This window comes from Georgenia satyanarayanai, from assembly GCF_009193135.1.
GTDB classification, from domain to species: Bacteria; Actinomycetota; Actinomycetes; order Actinomycetales; family Actinomycetaceae; genus Oceanitalea; species Oceanitalea satyanarayanai.
Genome location: NZ_VUKC01000003.1, coordinates 1 through 17270 on the forward strand (window position 1 = coordinate 1; position 17270 = coordinate 17270).

The 17270-nt window shown below is 73.7% G+C and carries 16 protein-coding genes; 10 read left to right on the forward strand and 6 right to left on the reverse strand.

Annotated features, from left to right (window positions below; genetic code table 11):
- Window positions 1–178: 178 nt before the first annotated feature.
- The 6 genes from pgl to tkt are packed head-to-tail and all read right to left on the reverse strand — an operon-like array spanning window position 179 to window position 8534.
- A complete protein-coding gene (pgl, locus tag GD632_RS04850; RefSeq protein WP_152189372.1) occupies window positions 179–955 on the reverse strand; it encodes a 6-phosphogluconolactonase in 777 nt (258 codons plus the stop codon).
- On the reverse strand, window positions 952–1887 hold the full coding sequence (locus GD632_RS04855) for a glucose-6-phosphate dehydrogenase assembly protein OpcA (RefSeq protein WP_152189374.1): 936 nt from the start codon (window positions 1885–1887) through the stop codon (window positions 952–954). Before GD632_RS04855 ends, pgl begins: the two co-directional genes overlap by 4 nt.
- Before the next feature lie 11 nt (window positions 1888–1898).
- A complete protein-coding gene (zwf, locus tag GD632_RS04860) occupies window positions 1899–3437 on the reverse strand; it encodes a glucose-6-phosphate dehydrogenase (protein WP_152189376.1) in 1539 nt (512 codons plus the stop codon).
- Window positions 3438–3458: 21 nt separating this feature from the next.
- Window positions 3459–5186 carry a glucose-6-phosphate isomerase gene (locus GD632_RS04865; RefSeq protein ID WP_152189378.1) on the reverse strand — a complete coding sequence of 576 codons (1728 nt, stop codon included), beginning with the start codon at window positions 5184–5186 and terminating at the stop codon, window positions 3459–3461.
- The gene (gene tal, locus GD632_RS04870; protein WP_152189380.1) at window positions 5183–6304 is read right to left on the reverse strand and encodes a transaldolase; all 1122 of its coding nucleotides are present in this window, start codon (window positions 6302–6304) and stop codon (window positions 5183–5185) included. The genes GD632_RS04865 and tal overlap by 4 nt, the downstream gene beginning before the upstream one ends.
- Window positions 6305–6362: 58 nt before the next feature.
- Complete coding sequence (gene tkt / locus GD632_RS04875) at window positions 6363–8534, reverse strand: transketolase (protein WP_193311353.1); 2172 nt, start codon at window positions 8532–8534, stop codon at window positions 6363–6365.
- Between the two features lie 245 nt (window positions 8535–8779).
- Between tkt and GD632_RS04880 the strand changes: the two genes are divergently transcribed.
- The 10 genes from GD632_RS04880 to GD632_RS04925 all read left to right on the forward strand — a co-directional run bounded on the left by GD632_RS04880 (window position 8780) and on the right by GD632_RS04925 (window position 17237).
- On the forward strand, window positions 8780–9772 hold the full coding sequence (locus GD632_RS04880) for a heme o synthase (RefSeq protein ID WP_405002522.1): 993 nt from the start codon (window positions 8780–8782) through the stop codon (window positions 9770–9772).
- A gap of 7 nt (window positions 9773–9779) precedes the next feature.
- Entirely contained in the window at window positions 9780–10745 is a 966-nt protein-coding gene (xerD, locus tag GD632_RS04885; RefSeq protein ID WP_226924597.1) for a site-specific tyrosine recombinase XerD, read from the forward strand.
- A gap of 233 nt (window positions 10746–10978) precedes the next feature.
- Window positions 10979–11323 (forward strand): antitoxin, encoded by a 345-nt coding sequence (locus tag GD632_RS16450; protein ID WP_319633103.1) that lies wholly within the window; start codon window positions 10979–10981, stop codon window positions 11321–11323.
- 229 nt (window positions 11324–11552) lie between these two features.
- A complete protein-coding gene (locus GD632_RS04895; RefSeq protein ID WP_152189385.1) occupies window positions 11553–12419 on the forward strand; it encodes a ParA family protein in 867 nt (288 codons plus the stop codon).
- Window positions 12406–13284 (forward strand): segregation and condensation protein A, encoded by an 879-nt coding sequence (locus GD632_RS04900; protein WP_405002523.1) that lies wholly within the window; start codon window positions 12406–12408, stop codon window positions 13282–13284. The genes GD632_RS04895 and GD632_RS04900 overlap by 14 nt, the downstream gene beginning before the upstream one ends.
- Window positions 13277–13897, forward strand: coding sequence for an SMC-Scp complex subunit ScpB (scpB, locus tag GD632_RS04905; protein ID WP_152189389.1), 621 nt, complete (start codon window positions 13277–13279; stop codon window positions 13895–13897). Before GD632_RS04900 ends, scpB begins: the two co-directional genes overlap by 8 nt.
- Window positions 13894–14637 (forward strand): pseudouridine synthase, encoded by a 744-nt coding sequence (locus tag GD632_RS04910; RefSeq protein WP_152189391.1) that lies wholly within the window; start codon window positions 13894–13896, stop codon window positions 14635–14637. Before scpB ends, GD632_RS04910 begins: the two co-directional genes overlap by 4 nt.
- Before the next feature lie 64 nt (window positions 14638–14701).
- Window positions 14702–15826 (forward strand): prephenate dehydrogenase, encoded by a 1125-nt coding sequence (locus tag GD632_RS04915; RefSeq protein ID WP_152189393.1) that lies wholly within the window; start codon window positions 14702–14704, stop codon window positions 15824–15826.
- Window positions 15823–16533: a (d)CMP kinase gene (gene cmk, locus GD632_RS04920; RefSeq protein WP_152189395.1), complete on the forward strand. Its 711-nt coding sequence runs from the start codon at window positions 15823–15825 to the stop codon at window positions 16531–16533. Before GD632_RS04915 ends, cmk begins: the two co-directional genes overlap by 4 nt.
- Entirely contained in the window at window positions 16530–17237 is a 708-nt protein-coding gene (locus GD632_RS04925; protein WP_152189397.1) for a lysophospholipid acyltransferase family protein, read from the forward strand. Before cmk ends, GD632_RS04925 begins: the two co-directional genes overlap by 4 nt.
- The last annotated feature ends 33 nt before the right edge of the window (window positions 17238–17270 follow it).

Genomic DNA, 17270 nt, shown 5'->3' on the forward strand with positions numbered 1-17270 from the left:
GTCACGGCGTAGGTCGACCGCCATCCGGATCGCGCGCTCCCGAAGCTCCTCGGGGTACTTCCTCGGTGCTGCCATAACTCTCATCCTCCACTGGATTGAGAGCCTCCATCAGACCCGGCACGAGACACTCAGCTGTCGGCGGTAAGTCGGCTGTCGCCGGTAAGTCGGCTGTCGGCGGCTAGGGGAGCGCTGAGGTGGCGGCGAGGTCGACGAGCCAGAGGGTGCGCCCGCGTGCCTGGACCCGGCCGGCGGGGACGGACTCGCCGTCGCCGGTGCCGCCGTCCGCCTCGGCCAGCGACGTGCCGGCCAGCGCCGCCGCCACGGCGGGCGCCTTGCCCTCGCCGGAGACGATCAGCCACACCTGGTGCGCCGAGCTCAGCGTCGGCAGCGTGAGGCTCACGCGCTCGGGCGGCGGCTTGGGGGAGTCGTGCTCGGCGAGGGCGCCGAGCGACTCGTCCCCGAGAGTGGGACGGCCCGGGAAGAGTGAGGCGACGTGTCCGTCGGGTCCCATCCCGAGGAGGACGACGGCGAGCTCGGGCACCGCCTCGCCGGGCGCGGCGTGCCGGGCGAGCTCCTCGGTGTACGCGCGGGCCGCGGCGTCGACGTCGGTGACGGCGTCCGGCCCCGGTACCGCGTGGACGTTCTCGGGACGCAGCGGCAGGCCACCGAGGAGCGCGTCGACCGCGTCGCGGTCGTTGCGCTCGGCGTCCCCGGCGGGGACGAACCGCTCGTCGCCCCACCACACGTGGACGGCGGTCCAGTCGACGGCGTCGCGCAGCGGGTCGGCCGCCACGGCGCGCAGGGTGTCGACGAGGATGCTGCCGCCGGTGAGCGCGACGTGCACGGGCGTGGAGACCGACTGCGCGTCGATGAGCGCGAGCAGGAAGCGGGCCGCCGTCGCCCGGGCGAGCAGCTCGCCGTCGGGGTGGACGACGACGGGTGCCTGGGCGCTCATGACAGCACCTCCGCGGGGACGACGAGCGGCAGCCCTCGGGTGAGGACCCGTCCGTAGGTCTCGTCGGCGTCGAGCCGGCGCAGCTCTTCGGTGAGGCAGTCCGCGAGAGCGCGCTCCACGAGGTTGATCCGCTGGTCGATCCGGCCGGGACGACTGAGGATGGCCACGCTCGCACCCGGCGTGCGTCGCAGCGTGATCGGTCCTCGCTCGCGCTGGAGCTCGACGCGGGTGACGGCCTTGGAGTCCTCGACGTCGATCTCCACCTCGACGCCGAAGGAGTCGGCCAGCCAGGCCGCGAGCATGTACACCGACGGCCGGTTCCTCGCGCCGGTCACCCGGGCGGCGAGGATCGGCTCGTGCGGCGGCTCGTCGAGGGTGGCGGCGAGCAGCCCGCGCCACAGGGTGACCCTGGACCAGGAGAGGTCCGTGTCACCCGGGGCGTAGCCCGGCGCGAGGGCGCGAAGGGTGGCGAGCGGGTCCGCCGACGCGGTCGCGTCGGTGATCCGGCGCTGCGCCATCGCGCCGAGCGGGTCGCGGCTCGGCTCGGCCGGCGGCTCGCCGGTCCACCACACGACGATGGGAGCGTCGGGCAGGAGAAGGGGCATGACGAGGGTGTCGACGGCGCCGGCCGGCTCACCCTTGGGCTGGAGGATGACGACCTCGCTGAGACCGGCGTCCCCACCGACGCGGATCTCCGCGTCGATGCTGGCCGGGCCAGCGCCGCCCTCGGGGACGACGGCGATGATCCGGCAGGGGTGCTCCCGGGAGGCGCCGTTGGCCGCGTTGATCCCGTGCTCGGCGCCGGCGAGGTCGTCGGCGACGATGATGAGGGTGAGAACCCGGGTGAAGGTGTTGGCGCCGCTCGAGCGGCGCATCGCCGCGAGGCGGTTGCTGACCGCCGAGGCGGTCGTCGCGTGCATCGTCGTGATCATGCTCGTCTCCTCTACGGCATCCGCCAGCGGCGGCCGTCGCGTGCCAGCATCTCGTCTGCGCTCGCCGGGCCCCAGGACCCGGGGCGGTAGGGCTCGGGGCTGCCGGTGGACTCCCAGAACTCGGTGATCGGGTCGAGGATCTGCCAGGACAGCTCAACCTCCCGCTGGTGGGGGAAGAGCGGCGGGTCACCGAGGAGCACGTCGAGGATGAGCCGCTCGTAGGCCTCGGGGGAGTTCTCGGTGAACGCGTTGCCGTAGCCGAAGTCCATCGACACGTCGCGCACCTCCATCGCCGTCCCCGGCACCTTGGCGCCGAAGCGGATCGTCACGCCCTCGTCCGGCTGGACCCGGAAGACGACGGCGTTCTGACCGAGCTCACCGGACGTCCCAAGGTCGAAGGGCAGGTGCGGGGCGCGCTTGAACACGACGGCGATCTCCGTGACGCGTCGCCCGAGACGCTTGCCGGCACGCAGGTAGAAGGGCACCCCGGCCCAGCGGCGGGAACCGACCTCCAGCCGCATCGCGGCGTACGTCTCGGTGATCGAGTCCGGCGCGATGCCGTCCTCCTCGTGGTACCCGCGCACGTGCTCGCCGCCCTGCCAGCCGGCGGCGTACTGCCCACGCGCCGTCGACCGGCCGAGGTCGTCGCCGAGACGGACGGCGGAGAGCACCTTCTCCTTCTCCCGCCGCAGGGAGTTCGCGTCGAAGGAGAAGGGCTCCTCCATCGCCGTCAGCGCGAGGAGCTGGAGGAGGTGGTTCTGGATGACGTCGCGGGCGGCGCCGATACCGTCGTAGTAGCCGGCGCGGCTGCCGATGCCGATGTCCTCGGCCATGGTGATCTGGACGTGGTCGACGTAGTGGTTGTTCCACACCGGCTCGAAGAGCTGGTTCGCGAAGCGCATCGCGAGGATGTTCTGGACGGTCTCCTTGCCCAGGTAGTGGTCGATGCGGAAGACCGAGTCCTCGGGGAAGACCTCCGAGACGACGTCGTCGAGCTCGAGCGCCGACTCGAGGTTGTGCCCGAAGGGCTTCTCGATGATCACGCGGCGCCAGGCGTCGGTCGTGGGCTCCGACAGGCCCGAGCGCTTGAGCTGGTTGAGCACGAGCGGGAAGGAGCGCGGCGGCACCGAGAGGTAGAAGGCGTGGTTGCCGCCGGTGCCGCGCTCGGCGTCGAGGGCCGCGACCGTCTCGGCGAGCGTGTCGAAGGCCGCGTCGTCGTCGAACTCGCCCTGGACGAAGCGGAAGCCGGACGCGAGCTGCTCCCACGTGCGCTCGGAGAACTCCGTGCGGGCGTGCTCGCGCACGGCGTCGTGGACGATCTGCGCGAAGTCCTCGGTCGACCAGTCGCGGCGCGCGAACCCGGTCAGCGCGAACGACGGCGGGAGCAGGCCCCGGTTGGCGAGGTCGTAGATCGCCGGCAGCAGCTTGCGCTTGGCGAGGTCGCCGGTGACTCCGAAGATGACGAGGCCGGCAGGGCCGGCGATCCGGGGCAGTCGGCGGTCCCGGGGGTCACGCAACGGGTTGTCCGGCGGGGTCGGTGCGGTGCTCATGGTCTCCTCACGGCCCTGTGGTCAGGTGGTCCGGCGCGCCAGACTACCCGTGAGCCACGCGAGGGCGTCGGGGGTGTCCACGCGCAGCCGCAGCACCGGCCGACCGAGGCCGGTGAGCACGCGCGCGTCGGCGTCGGCCTGGGCCGCGACGAGCTCGGCGAAGTCGAAGTCGCGCCCGGGGACGGACACGTGGGCGGGCGCTCCGCCGGTGATCATGAGGAAGACCCCGTGGGGCGGTCCGCCCTTGTGGAGCTGACCGGTGGAGTGGAGGTAGCGCGGACCCCACCCGAAGGTCACGGGGCGCCCGGTGCGCTCGGCGAGCGCGTTGCGCGCACCCCGCAGCAGGTCGGCCGCGCGGCCCTCCCGGTCGAGGTAGGCGAGGACGGCGAGGTAGCCGTGCTCCGGGTCCAGCCGGTCGAGGAGCGCCGTGACGGCGTCCGGCACCGTCCGCGCGCCGGCGAGCAGACCGCGCGGGGCCCGGACCTCGACGCCGGAGTCGGTGAACGCCGGCGGCTCGAGGGACGGCATGCCGCCGAGGAACTCCCGCGTGGCCTCCTTCGCGGCCTCGACGTCGGGCTGGTCGAAGGGGTTGACGCCGAGCAGGCGCCCGGCGACGGCGACGGCGTGCTGCCACAGGAGGAACATCCCGCCGAGCGAGCCGGCCACGGTCACCTCGGTGGTGGCGGCGGCGGCGTCGAGGTCCGCGCTCACCGCGGCACGACGCGCGCCGGCGGCGACGTCGTCGAGCTCGGCGCCGGAGTCGTCGTCGGTGAGGGGCGTGAGCAGGACCGGCAGCGTGCGGTCACCGCGCGCGGCCAGCTCGGGGGCGTGCTCGTCGACGACGACGGGCACAAGACCACGCCCGTCCTTACCGAGCGACTCCGCGAGCAGCTGCTCGGCCCAGGCGCCGAAGTGGTAGAGCCCGCTGCCGGCGTCGACGAGGAGCACCGTCTCGCGCAGGGGGTCCGTCGCTGCCAGTGCCGCGGCGAGCACGAGGGCGGGGTTGGCCTCGGTGTCCTCGGCGAGGAACGGAGCGACCTCGGCGGCCTCGTCGAGGAGCCGGCTGACGTCGACCCCGGCCAGCGCGCTCGGCACGAGACCGTACGCGGAGAGCGCGGAGAACCGACCGCCCACCCGCGGGTCGGCGCTGAAGACGGCGCGGTAGCCCTCCTCGCGGGCGAGCTCCTCGAGGGGGGAGCCGGGCTTGGTGACGACGACGACGTGGCGGGCGGGGTCGCGGCCCGCTGCCTGGAGGGCGGCGACGAACGCCCGCCGGTGGGAGTCGGTCTCCACCGTGGTGCCCGAGCGGGAGGCGACGACGAGCACGGTGCGCGCGAGGTCACCCTCGAGGACGCGCTCCACCTGCGTGGGGGCCGTCGAGTCGAGCACGGTGAGCGGCGTGCCGAGGGAGCCGGTGATGACCTCCGCGGCGAGCGAGGAGCCGCCCATGCCGGCAAGGACGACGTGGTCCAGGCCCTCGGCCACCAGCTCCCCGCGCAGCACGGTGAGCCGCTCGACGAGCGCGCGGGACGTCTCGTGCAGGTCGGTCCAGCCGAGCCGGTCCACGACGTGCGGGGTGTGCGCCTCGCCCCACAGCCCGGTGTCCTGGGCGGCGAGCCGGGAGGCGACCGTGTCCTCGAGAAGGGCGGGCACGGCGTCCCGCACGGCCTGTGCCGCCGCCCCGGTGGCACTGACCTCGACGACCGCGGTCTCCTCGTCACCCGCCCAGGTGACGATCGCGGGGCTCATTGCCGGCCCGGGGCCTGCAGGCCGGTGCGGACCCGCTCGCTCAGCTGGTCCCAGCTCTGCTGGAACTTCTCCACGCCCTCCGTCTCGAGGGTGTCCATGATCTCGCCGTAGGAGATCCCGAGCCGCTCCAGCCGGTCGAGGACCTCCCGTGCCTCGGCGTAACGGCCGCGGACGGTGTCGCCGTGCAGGTCGGCGTGGTCGGCGACGGCGCGGAGGGTCGCCTCGGGCATCGTGTTGACGACGCCCTCGACGACGAGCTCGTCGACGTACCGGGTGTCCGGGTAGGCCGGGTCCTTGACACCGGTCGAGGCCCACAGCAGGCGCTGCGGGTGGGCGCCGGCCGCCGCGAGGGCCTCCCAGCGCTCGGTGCCGAAGATCTCCTCGAAGGCCTCGTAGGCGAGGCGCGCGTTGGCGATGGCGACCTCGCCGCGCAGGGCACGGGCGTCGTCGTCGTCGAGCCCGTCGAGCCTGGCGTCGACGGCCGAGTCGATCCGCGAGACGAAGAAGGAGGCGACGGAGTGGATGCTCGAGAGCTCCACCCCGGCGAGCTGCGCGCGCTCGAGGCCGTCGGTGTAGGCCTTGGCGACGGCGCGGTAGCGGTCGAGGGAGAAGATGAGGGTGACGTTGACGCTGATGCCCTCGGCGATGGCCTCGGTGATCGCCGGCAGGCCCTCGGGTGTCGCGGGGATCTTCACGAGGAGGTTGGGCCGGTCGACGAGCTGCCACAGCTCGCGGGCCTGCGCGATGGTCGCGTCGGTGTCGTGGGCGAGGTACGGGTCGACCTCGATCGAGACGCGGCCGTCGACGCCGCCCGTGCGCTCGAAGACGTCGAGGAACCGGTCGCAGGCGCTGCGGACGTCGGCGGTGGTGAGTGCGGTGATCGCGGTGGGGACGTCGTCGCCGTCGGCCGCGAGGGCGGCGAGATCGGCGTCGTACCGCGTTCCCTCCGACAGCGCGGAGGCGAAGATCGAGGGGTTCGTCGTCACGCCGACGACGTGGTCCTCGGCGAGGAGGGAGGAGAGGGACTGCGCCCCACCGCCCTCGAGGCGTTCACGGGACAGGTCGTCCAACCAGATGGAGACCCCGAGCTCGCTCAGCTCGGCCAGGTGGTTCGTCATTGCTCCTCCTCGCGTGGGCCGGGCCCCGACGGCGGGTGCCGTCGGGGCCCGGGTCGTGCTACTTGGGCAGGTCGCCCGTCCCGCCGGGGGCGGCGTCCTGGTCGGTGCCGGGGGAGTCCTGGCCGGCGGCCGCCAGCGACTCGTGCGCCTTGGCAACGGTCGCCTCGGCGGTGATGCCGAACTCCTCGTACAGGCGCTCGTAGGCGGCCGAGGCGCCGTAGTGCTCGATGCTCACGCAGCGGCCGGCGTCGCCGACGATCTCGTGCCAGCCCTGGGCGATGGCGGCCTCGACGGAGACGCGTGCCTTGACCGAGCCGGGCAGCACCTCCTCCTGGTAGGCGTCGTCCTGGAGGGCGAACCACTCGCGGGAGGGCATCGAGACGACGCGCGTCGCGACTCCCTCGGCCTGGAGGGTCTCGCGGGCCTCGAGCGCGATCTGCACCTCGGAGCCGGTGGCGATGAGGATGACCTGCGGCGTGCCGCCGGCCGCCTCGGCGAGCACGTAACCGCCGCGGGCCACGCCCTCGGCGCTGGCGAGCGTGTCACCCTCGGCCGCGCCGGCCCCGCGCGCGGGGTTCGGCACGTTCTGGCGGGTGAGGACGAGCCCGGCGGGTCGCTCGGTGTTCTCGAGGATGGTGCGCCACGCGACGGCGACCTCGGCGGCGTCGGCGGGACGGACGACGTCGAGGCCGGGGATCGCGCGCAGTGCGGCGAGGTGCTCGATGGGCTGGTGGGTGGGCCCGTCCTCACCGAGGCCGATGGAGTCGTGCGTCCACACGAAGGTGCTCGGGACGCCCATGAGGGCGGCCAGGCGCACCGGCGGGCGCATGTAGTCGGAGAAGGTGAGGAACGTGCCGCCGTAGGGGCGGGTGAGGCCGTGGAGGGTGATCCCGTTGAGGATCGAGCCCATGGCGTGCTCGCGGATGCCGAAGTGGAGCGTGCGGCCGAAGGGGTTGCCCGGGAACATCTTCGTGGAGCGCTCGACGGGGAGGAAGGACGGCTCGCCCTTCATCGTCGTGTTGTTCGAGCCGGCGAGGTCGGCGGAGCCGCCCCACAGCTCGGGCAGCACGGGCGCGAGCGCGCTGAGCACGGAGCCCGACGCGGAGCGGGTGGAGACGGCCTTGCCCTCCTCGAAGGCGGGCAGCGCGTCGGTCCAGCCCTCGGGCAGCTCGCGGGCGCTGAGGCGGTCCAGCAGGGCGGCGCCGTCGGGGTTGGCGGTGCGCCACGCCTGGTAGGCGGTGTCCCACTCGGCCCGGGCGGCGGCGCCGCGGTCGCGGACCCCACGCACGTGGGTGATGACCTCGTCGCTCACCTCGAAGGACTGCTCGGGGTCGAAGCCGAGGACCTCCTTGAGGCCCCGGACCTCGTTGCCGCCGAGCGCGGAGCCGTGGATGGCGCCGGTGTTCTGCTTGGTGGGGGCGGGCCAGCCGATGATGGTGCGCAGCGCGATGATCGTCGGGCGGTTCGTCTCGGCCTTGCCGGCGGCGATGGCGGTGGCGAGGGCGTCGGCGTCCTCGGTGTAGCCGGTCCCGCCGTTGGTCCAGTCAACGCGCTCGGTGTGCCAGCCGTAGGCGGCGTAACGAGCCAGGACGTCCTCGGTGAAGGCGATGTTGGTGTCGTCCTCGATCGAGATCTTGTTGTCGTCCCAGATGACGATGAGGTTGCCGAGCTCCTGCACGCCGGCGATGGCGCTGGCCTCGGAGGTGACGCCCTCCTGGAGGTCACCGTCGGAGGCGATGACGTAGACGTGGTGGTCGAAGGGGCTGGTGCCCGCGCCCGCGTCCGGGTCGAGCAGGCCGCGCTCACGGCGGGCGGCCATGGCCATGCCGACGCCGTTGGCCAGGCCCTGGCCGAGCGGGCCGGTGGTGACCTCGACGCCCTCGGTGTGGCGGTACTCGGGGTGCCCGGGGGTCTTGGAGCCCCAGGTGCGCAGTGCCTTGAGGTCGTCGAGCTCGAGGCCGTAGCCCGAGAAGTACAGCTGGATGTACTGCGTGAGGGCGCTGTGCCCGGCGGAGAGGACGAAGCGGTCGCGACCCACCCAGTGGGGGTCGGCGGGGTCGTGGCGCATGACGTTCTGGTAGAGCAGGTAGGCGGCCGGGGCCAGGCTCATCGCCGTGCCCGGGTGGCCGCTGCCGACCTTCTCGACGGCGTCTGCCGCCAGGACGCGCGCGGTGTCCACCGCGCGGCGGTCGAGGTCGGTCCACCCGGCCTGGGTGCTGGTCTCGCTCACTAGGTCTCCCTCGGTGTGGGTCACGGCCGGCCGGGGACCCGACCGGTACGTCTACGGATGGGCCGACCCTATCGCCGCCGCCTGCTGCACAGAGATTGTTGCCAGATGGTGGCCACGGCGCACCCGGTGTGAGCAACTAGGCACCCGCGCCCGGCGCGCGGACTGGCCGTTCCCGGGGGGCGGCCCCGTAGGATGGAGGCTGCCCGCGCAACTGTCGGAGCGCGAGATGGGAAGTGGAACGACGCGTGCGTAGTGTGCAGCCGGCGCCCGGGCGCCAGACCGAGGAGGTGGCACCCCACGTGTCCGACCGTTCGACGCTGCGGTCCAGCCCCGGCCCCGCCGGACCGGCCGCCACCCGCGCCGACCGCGTCAAGGCCTACGTCGCGCTGACGAAGCCGCGGATCGTCGAGCTCCTCCTCATCACCACCGTCCCCACACTCTTCCTCGCCGCCGGCGGCTGGCCGGGGCTGTGGCTCACCGTGGCCACGATGATCGGCGGCTACGCGTCGGCGGGCTCGGCGAACACGTGGAACATGATCCTCGACCGGGACATCGACCGGCTGATGAACCGCACGAAGCAGCGCCCGCTCGTCACCGGCGTGCTGTCCGTGCGGCAGGCGACGGTCTTCGCGGTCGTCCTGGGGGTCTTCTCATTCCTGTGGTTCGGACTGCTCGTCAACTGGGCGTCCGCGTGGCTGTCCCTGGCCGCCGTCGGCATGTACGTCATCGGCTACACGCTGCTGCTCAAGCGCCGGACCACGCAGAACATCGTCTGGGGCGGCGCCGCCGGCTGCATGCCCGTGCTCATCGGCTGGTCCGCCGTGACCGGCACGGTGGAGTGGCCCGCACTCGTCCTGTTCGGGATCATCTTCTTCTGGACACCCCCGCACTACTGGCCGCTGTCCATGCGCTTCAAGAAGGACTACGCGCGCGCCGAGGTGCCGATGCTCCCGGTCGTCGCCTCGGACACGAAGGTCGCCGTCCAGATCCTTCTCTACGGCGCGGCCATGGTCGCCTGCTCCCTCGCGCTCGTGCCCGTGGCCGGGATGACCTGGGTGTACGCGGTGATCTCCGCCGTCGCCGGAGCCTGGTTCATCGCCGGCTGCCTGCGCCTGCTCGCCCGTGCCCGTCACCCCGAGCGCGGCAAGCTCGCGGCGATGAAGGTCTTCCACGCCTCGATCACCTACCTGACGATCGTCTTCGTCGCCGTGGCGGTCGACCCGTTCCTGCCGCTGTAGGGGCGACGTGACGCGCACGACGACGACGTCTGCCGCGCGGCCGGGGCCCGCACCGGAGCTGGAGCGCGCCCTGGAGGAGTACCTCGCCCACCTCGGCGTGGAGCGCGGGCTCAGTGACCACACCCTGTCCGCCTACCGCCGCGACCTCAGCCGCTACGCCGCCTACCTCACCGCCCGCGGACGACGCGGGGTGGGGGAGGTGGCCGCGACCGACGTCGCCGAGTACGTCGAGGTGCTGCGCACCGGCTCCGACGGCGGGCGGGCGCTGGCCGTGTCCTCCGCGGGGCGGGCCGTCGTCGCCGTCCGCGGGTGGCACCGCTTCGCGGTGCTCGAGGGGCAAGCCGCCCACGACCCGAGCGCGGAGGTGCGTGCCCCCACGACGTCGCGGCGGCTGCCCAAGGCGCTGAGCACCGACGACGTCGAACGGCTCCTCGAGGCAGCCTCCCTCGGGGAGGGGCCGGTGCCGCTGCGGGACCGGGCGCTGCTCGAGGTGCTCTACGGCACGGGGGCGCGGATCAGCGAGGCGGTGGCGCTGTCCGCGGACGACCTCGACCTCGACGGCGGCACGGTGCGCCTGTTCGGCAAGGGCCGGCGGGAGCGCGTGGTCCCCGTGGGCCGCTACGCCGTCGAGGCGGTGGAGGCGTACGTCGTGCGTGCCCGCCCCGAGCTCGCGCGCGGGGGGCGGGGGACGCCGGCGCTGTTCCTCAACCAGCGCGGGGGGCCGCTGAGCCGGCAGAGCGCATGGGCGGTGCTCCAGACCGCCGGTGCCCGCGCCGGACTGGGGGAGCACGTGTCCCCGCACACCCTGCGGCACTCCTTCGCCACCCACCTGCTCGCCGGCGGTGCCGACGTCCGCGTCGTCCAGGAGCTCCTCGGCCACGCCTCGGTGACGACGACGCAGATCTACACGCAGGTGACCGTCCAGGCGATGCGCGAGGTCTACGCCACCGCCCACCCCCGCGCCCGTGGGTAGTCCCGCGACGTAGCCACCTACGTCCTCCCGCCGACAGCCGACTTGTCGCCGACAGCCGAGTTGTCGCCGACAGCTGACTTGTCCCCGACAGCCGAGTTGTCGCCGACAGCCGAGTTGTCGCCGACAGCCGAGTTGTCGCCGACAGCCGACTTGTCCGCCGTGACCGGCCCGGCCTCGGCGTGCGGGCCGAGCCAGAGACGCCCATCCTGGCTGCACCCGACCGAGGAGGACCCATGGGACTCGGAGACATGGCCAAGAAGGCCAAGGACGCCCTGAGCAGCGACAAGGGTGAGCAGGTGAGCGACCGGGTGCTCGACGGCGCCGCGGGCCTCGCCAACACGGTGACCGGCGGCAAGCACGCCGACAAGGTCCAGCAGGGCCGCGACGCCGCCGACGAGCGCATCGGCACCCCCGACGCGGGCGCGGAGCCCACGAGCACGTCCAGCCACGGTGCCGGCGGGACCGGCGGGGTCAACGCCGTCGGGAACGCCGGTGGCAGCGGGCACGGCTCGGGCACGGAGGCGGCCGGTGCGGACAGCCCCGGCCCGGACCAGCCCACCGGGCGGCACCGCGCCTGACGCTGCCGCCTACCGCCCCACCCTGCACCGACAGCCGACGTCCACCGAGGAGCGCCCCGCGCTTGCAGACGTCGGCTGTCGGCGTGCTGGCGACAACTCGGCTGTCGGCGACAAGTCGGCTGTCGGCAACAAGTCGGCTGTCGGCGACAACTCGGCTGTCGGCGGGGAAGTGGGGGGTGCTCCCGCGTGCCGCTCGCCTCGGACGGCGTCGGCGAACTAACGTGGAGGGGTGAGCGACGCACACCAGCCGACCCTGATCGACGCCTCCGGCGACGGGCAGGTCGCCGACTTCCCCGAGCCGGCGCCGCTCGACGCCCACGGACCGGCGCGCATCATCGCGATGTGCAACCAGAAGGGCGGGGTCGGCAAGACGACGACGACGATCAACCTCGGTGCCGCACTGGCCGAGTACGGTCGGCGCGTCCTCGTCGTCGACTTCGACCCGCAGGGCGCCGCCTCCGCGGGCCTCGGCGTCAACGCCAACGAGCTCGACCGGACGATCTACACCAACCTCATGGCGCCGCGCTCGGACGTGCGCGAGATCATCCACGAGACGGCGATCGAGAACCTCGACATCGTCCCGGCGAACATCGACCTGTCCGCCGCCGAGGTCCAGCTCGTCACCGAGGTCGCCCGCGAGCAGGCGCTCACCCGCGTGCTGCGCCCGGTCCTCGACGACTACGACCTCATCCTCGTCGACTGCCAGCCCTCCCTCGGGCTCCTCACCGTCAACGCGCTGACCGCGGCGCACGGCGTGATGATCCCGCTCGAGGCGGAGTTCTTCGCGCTGCGCGGGGTCGCCCTCCTCATGGAGACCATCGACAAGGTGAGCGAGCGGATCAACCCGCGCCTCGAGCTCGACGGCATCCTCGTGACGATGTACGACGGCCGCACCCTCCACGCCCGCGAGGTCCTCGAGCGGGTGCGGGAGGGCTTCGGCGAGCGGGTCTTCGACACGATCATCAACCGGACGATCAAGTTCCCCGACGCCACCATCGCCACCGAGCCGATCACGAGCTACGCACCCACCCACGCCGGTGCGCACGCCTACCGACGCCTCGCCCGTGAGCTCGTCGCCCGCGGTGACGTCGCCTGAGGCGGCCGCGGCCGCACCCCCGAACCCGCAGCCTGCGGCCGCCGGCGCCGCGCCCGAGAACCGCACCGCGTTCGCGGTGACGCTGGAGAACTTCTCCGGCCCCTTCGATCTCTTGCTCTCGCTCATCGCCAAGCACAAGCTCGACATCACCGAGGTCGCGCTGGCGAAGGTCACCGACGAGTTCATCGCCCACCTCGCCGGCCAGGCCGAGTGGGACCTCGGGCAGGCGAGCGAGTTTCTCGTCGTCGCCGCCACCCTCCTCGACCTCAAGGCCGCCCGCCTCCTGCCCCGCGGCAGCGTCGAGGACGAGGAGGACCTCGAGCTCCTCGAGGCCCGCGACCTCCTCTTCGCCCGCCTCCTCCAGTACCGCGCGTACAAGGAGGTCGCCGCCGACCTCGAGCGCCGCTGGGCCGCGGGCACCCGCTCCTTCCCGCGCTCGGTCAGCCTCGAGCCGCACTTCGCGGCGCTGCTGCCCGAGCTCGTCATCCGGGTCGGCCCCGAGCGTCTCGCGCAGCTCGCCGCCGCCGCCTTCGCCCCGCGCCCCGGCCCGCCGCAGGTGGACCTCGGTCACCTCCACGCGCCGGTCGTCCCGGTGCGCGAGCAGGCGGCCCTCATCGTCGACCGCCTCCGCCGCCAGCGCAGCACGACCTTCCGCGCGCTCACCGCCGACGCCGACTCGACCGCCGTCGTCGTCTCGCGCTTCCTCGCGCTGCTCGAGCTCTTCCGTGAGGGCGCCATCACCTTCGACCAGGCGCAGCCGCTGGGCGAGCTCACCGTACGGTGGTCGGGCACTGAGGAGGGCGACGTCGTCGTCGCCGACGACTACGACGCCACGGACGAGGACGAGGGAACCCGCGATGACTGACGCCGCCGAGCAGGAGGCGCCGCGCTACGAGCCGGTGCCCGACGACGTCATGCCGCGGGAGCACCTGGCCGCGCTCGAGGCGATCCTCATGGTCGTCGACGAGCCGGTGCCCGCCGCCCAGCTCGCCAGCGTGCTCGGCCTGCCCACCGGGCAGGTCACCGAGCTGCTCACCGAGCTCGCCGCGGACTACGCGGGGGAGCGCGGCGGGCGCCCGCGCGGCTTCGAGCTGCGCGAGCTCGCCGGCGGCTGGCGCGTGTACTCCGCGCCCGCCTACGCCGACGTCGTGGGCCGGTTCGTCGTCGACGGCCAGACCGCCCGCCTCACCCAGGCCTCCCTCGAGACGCTCGCCGTCATCGCCTACCGCCAGCCCGTCTCCCGCGGCCGGGTGGCCGCGATCCGCGGCGTCAACGTCGACGGCGTCGTCCGCACGCTCCTCGCGCGCGGCCTCATCGAGGAGGCCGGGCACGACGAGGACGGCGGCGCCGTCCTCTACCGGACGAGCTCCTCCTTCCTCGAGCGGATGGGGCTGGGCTCCCTCGGCGACCTGCCCCCGCTCGCCCCGTACCTGCCCGACCTCGACACCCTGGACGACCTGGAGGGAGACCTGCGATGACCGACGTGCACCAGCCCGGAGGAACCCGACTGCAGAAGGTCCTCGCCGCGGCGGGCTACGGCTCCCGGCGCGCCTGCGAGAACCTCATCGCCGACGGGCGGGTGACGGTCGACGGACAGCGCGTCGAGGAGCTCGGCACCCGCGTGGACCCGGCCACCGCCGTCATCCACGTCGACGGCGTGCGGCTCCAGCTCGACGAGACGAAGGTGACGCTGGCGCTGCACAAGCCCGCCGGCGTCGTGTCCTCGATGAACGACGAGCACGGCCGCCCGGACCTGTCCCAGTACGTGGCCGACCGCGCCGAGCGCCTCTTCCACGTCGGGCGCCTGGACGAGCAGACCGAGGGGCTCATCCTCCTCACCAACGACGGCGAGCTCGCCCACCGCCTCGCGCACCCCTCCTACGAGGTCGCCAAGACCTACGTCGCCACCGTCGAGGGCGAGGTGCCGCGCGCCCTCGGGCGCCGGATGCGCGAGGGCATCACCCTCGAGGACGGCCCCGCCCGCGCCGACCGCTTCACCGTGCTCGAGACGACACCACGCGCCTCCGTCGTCGAGATCGAGCTCCACGAGGGCCGCAACCGGATCGTGCGCCGCATGCTCGAGCACGTGGGCCACCCCGTCACCCGTCTCGTGCGCACCCGCTTCGGCACGGTGCGCCTGGGCCAGCTCAAGCCCGGCCACACGCGCGTCGTCTCGGGGACCGAGCTCGGCACGCTGATGTCGAGCGTCGGCCTGTGAGCCGGGCGGTAGTCTGTCCCGGGCGCCGCGCCGGGCGGCCCGTGGGCAGGGAGGAAGCACGAGCGTGACGAGCCAGGCGGCACCCCTGACGACGGGCCCCGTCAAGGTCGTCGGCACCGGGCTGCTCGGGACGAGCATCGCGCTGTGCCTCAGCAGCCACGGTGTGCCGGTCCAGCTCGCCGACGCCTCGCCCTCCGTCCTCGCGCTCGCACGGGACATGGGCGCCGGGGAGCCCGTCCACGACGCGAGCCCCGAGCCCGCGCTCGTCGTCGTCGCGACCCCGCCGGACGTCGCCGGACCGGTCGTCCTCGACATGCTGCGCCGCCACCCCGCCGCCGTCGTCACCGACGTCGCGAGCGTCAAGGCCGTCATCGCGGACGAGGTCGCCGCGGGCGCCGCGGACGACGCCGCCCGCGCGCGCTACGTCGGCTCCCACCCGATGGCCGGCCGGGAGCGCTCCGGAGCGATCGCCGCGGACGCCGACCTCTTCGCGGGGCGCCCCTGGGTCATCGCCGCCGTCGCCGACGCCTCGCCGGCGGCGGTCGGGGCGGTGCGCGCCCTCGCCCTCGACCTCGGCGCCCTGCCCGTCCCGCTCGCCCCGCAGGAGCACGACGACGCCGTCGCCCTCGTCTCCCACATCCCCCAGCTGGCGGCCTCGCTCGTCGCGTCCCGGCTCGTCGACGCGCCCGAGGCGGCGCTGTCCCTCGCCGGGCAGGGCCTGCGCGACGTCACCCGCATCGCCGCCTCCGAGCCGCGGCTGTGGGCCGCGATCCTCGCCGGCAACGCCGGACCCGTCGCCGCGGGCCTGCGTGAGCTGCGGGCGGACCTGGACTCGCTCATCGCCGGGCTGGACCGTGCCGCCGCCGAGGGCCCGCTGGCGCCCGGGGCGATGGGCGCGGTGAGCGCCGTCGTCTCCGCCGGGAACACCGGTGTGGCGCGCGTGCCGGGCAAGCACGGCGGCGCGCCGCGCCGCTACGCGACCGTCCAGGTGCTCATCCCGGACGAGCCCGGTGAGCTGGGCCGCCTCTTCGGTGAGGTCGGCGAGATCGGCGTGAACATCGAGGACCTCCTGCTCGAGCACTCGGCCGGCGCCCGGGTGGGCATCGCCCACCTGTCGGTGGTGCCGGCCTCGGCGGCCGGGCTGGAGCACGAGCTGACGACCCGCGGATGGAGAGTGGTGGCGGAATGACGGCACCGGTGACGGTGGCGATCGACGGGCCCTCGGGCTCGGGGAAGTCGACGATCAGCAGGCGGCTCGCCGCCGCGGAGGGCCTGGCCTACCTCGACACGGGCGCGATGTACCGCGCCGCGACGTGGTGGTGCCTGCGCCAGGGCGTCGTGCTCACCGACACGGCAGCGGTCGACGCGGCGGTCGCGGCCATGCCCCTCGAGATGGGCGTGGACCCCGGCGACCCGACGATCACGTGCGACGGCGTCGACATCACCGCCGCGATCCGCCTCTCCGAGATCTCCTCGGTGGTCTCCGCCGTCGCGACGAACCTCGACGTGCGCGCCCAGCTGCGCGAGCGGCAGCGGTCGATCATCGCCAGCGAGCGGGAGTTGGCCGGCCACAGCGAGGGGCGCGGCATCGTCGCCGAGGGGCGGGACATCACGACCGTCGTCGCGCCAGACGCCGACGTCCGGATCCTCCTCACCGCCGACGAGGCCGCGCGCCTGGCGCGCCGGGCCCGCGAGCTCCACGGGACGGTGGACGAGCGGGCCATCGCCGCGACGCGCGACGAGGTCGTGGGCCGCGACGCGCAGGACTCCACGGTCTCCACGTTCCTCACCGCGGCCGACGGCGTCGTCACCATCGACTCCTCCGCCCTCGACGTCGACCAGACGCTCGCCGTCGTCCGCCGGGTCGTCGCCCAGGCTCGGGAGGAAGCGCAGTGAGCACCCCGGCCGTGCCCGCCCAGCCCTCCCGCGGCTCCCGGGTCAAGGCCGAGGACATCTACCGCTGGGGCCCGGTCTGGTCCCGGCGCGTGGGCCAGTTCCTCGACCACGTGTGGTGGAGCACGAAGGTCTACGGCGCGGAGAACGTCCCGCGGACCGGGCCGGTCATCATCGCCTCCAACCACACCGGTGTCATCGACGGCCCGCTGCTCCACGGTGCGGTCCCGCGCGGCTCCCACTTCATCATCAAGCAGGAGTTCTGGGACTCCCCGCTCGGCTTCCTCATGACCCTCGCCGGCCAGATCCCGGTGGACCGGCGGAACGGCCGGGCGTCACTCGCCGTCGCCCAGCAGATGCTCCACGAGGGGCGCGTCGTCGGGATCTTCCCCGAGGGCAACCGCGGCACCGGCAACGTCCAGTCGACCCGCGCGGGTGTCGCGTGGCTCGCCGTCCACGGCAACGCACCGGTCGTGCCCGTCGCCTGCCTCGGCACGCGGCCCGCCGGCAAGAAGGTCGGCTACGTGCCGCCGCCCCGCTCACGCCTCCACATCGTCTTCGGCAAGCCGATCGTGCTGGACACCGAGAAGCGCGAGGGCGGCAACCGCGAGGTCATGACCCGGGCCATGGAGCAGATCCACCAGGGCCTCGCCGCGCACGTCGAGGACGCCGTCCGCCAGACCGGCATCCCCCTCCCCACCCACTGACCGCCCCGCGCCCGGCCACCTCCTCCCGCCGAG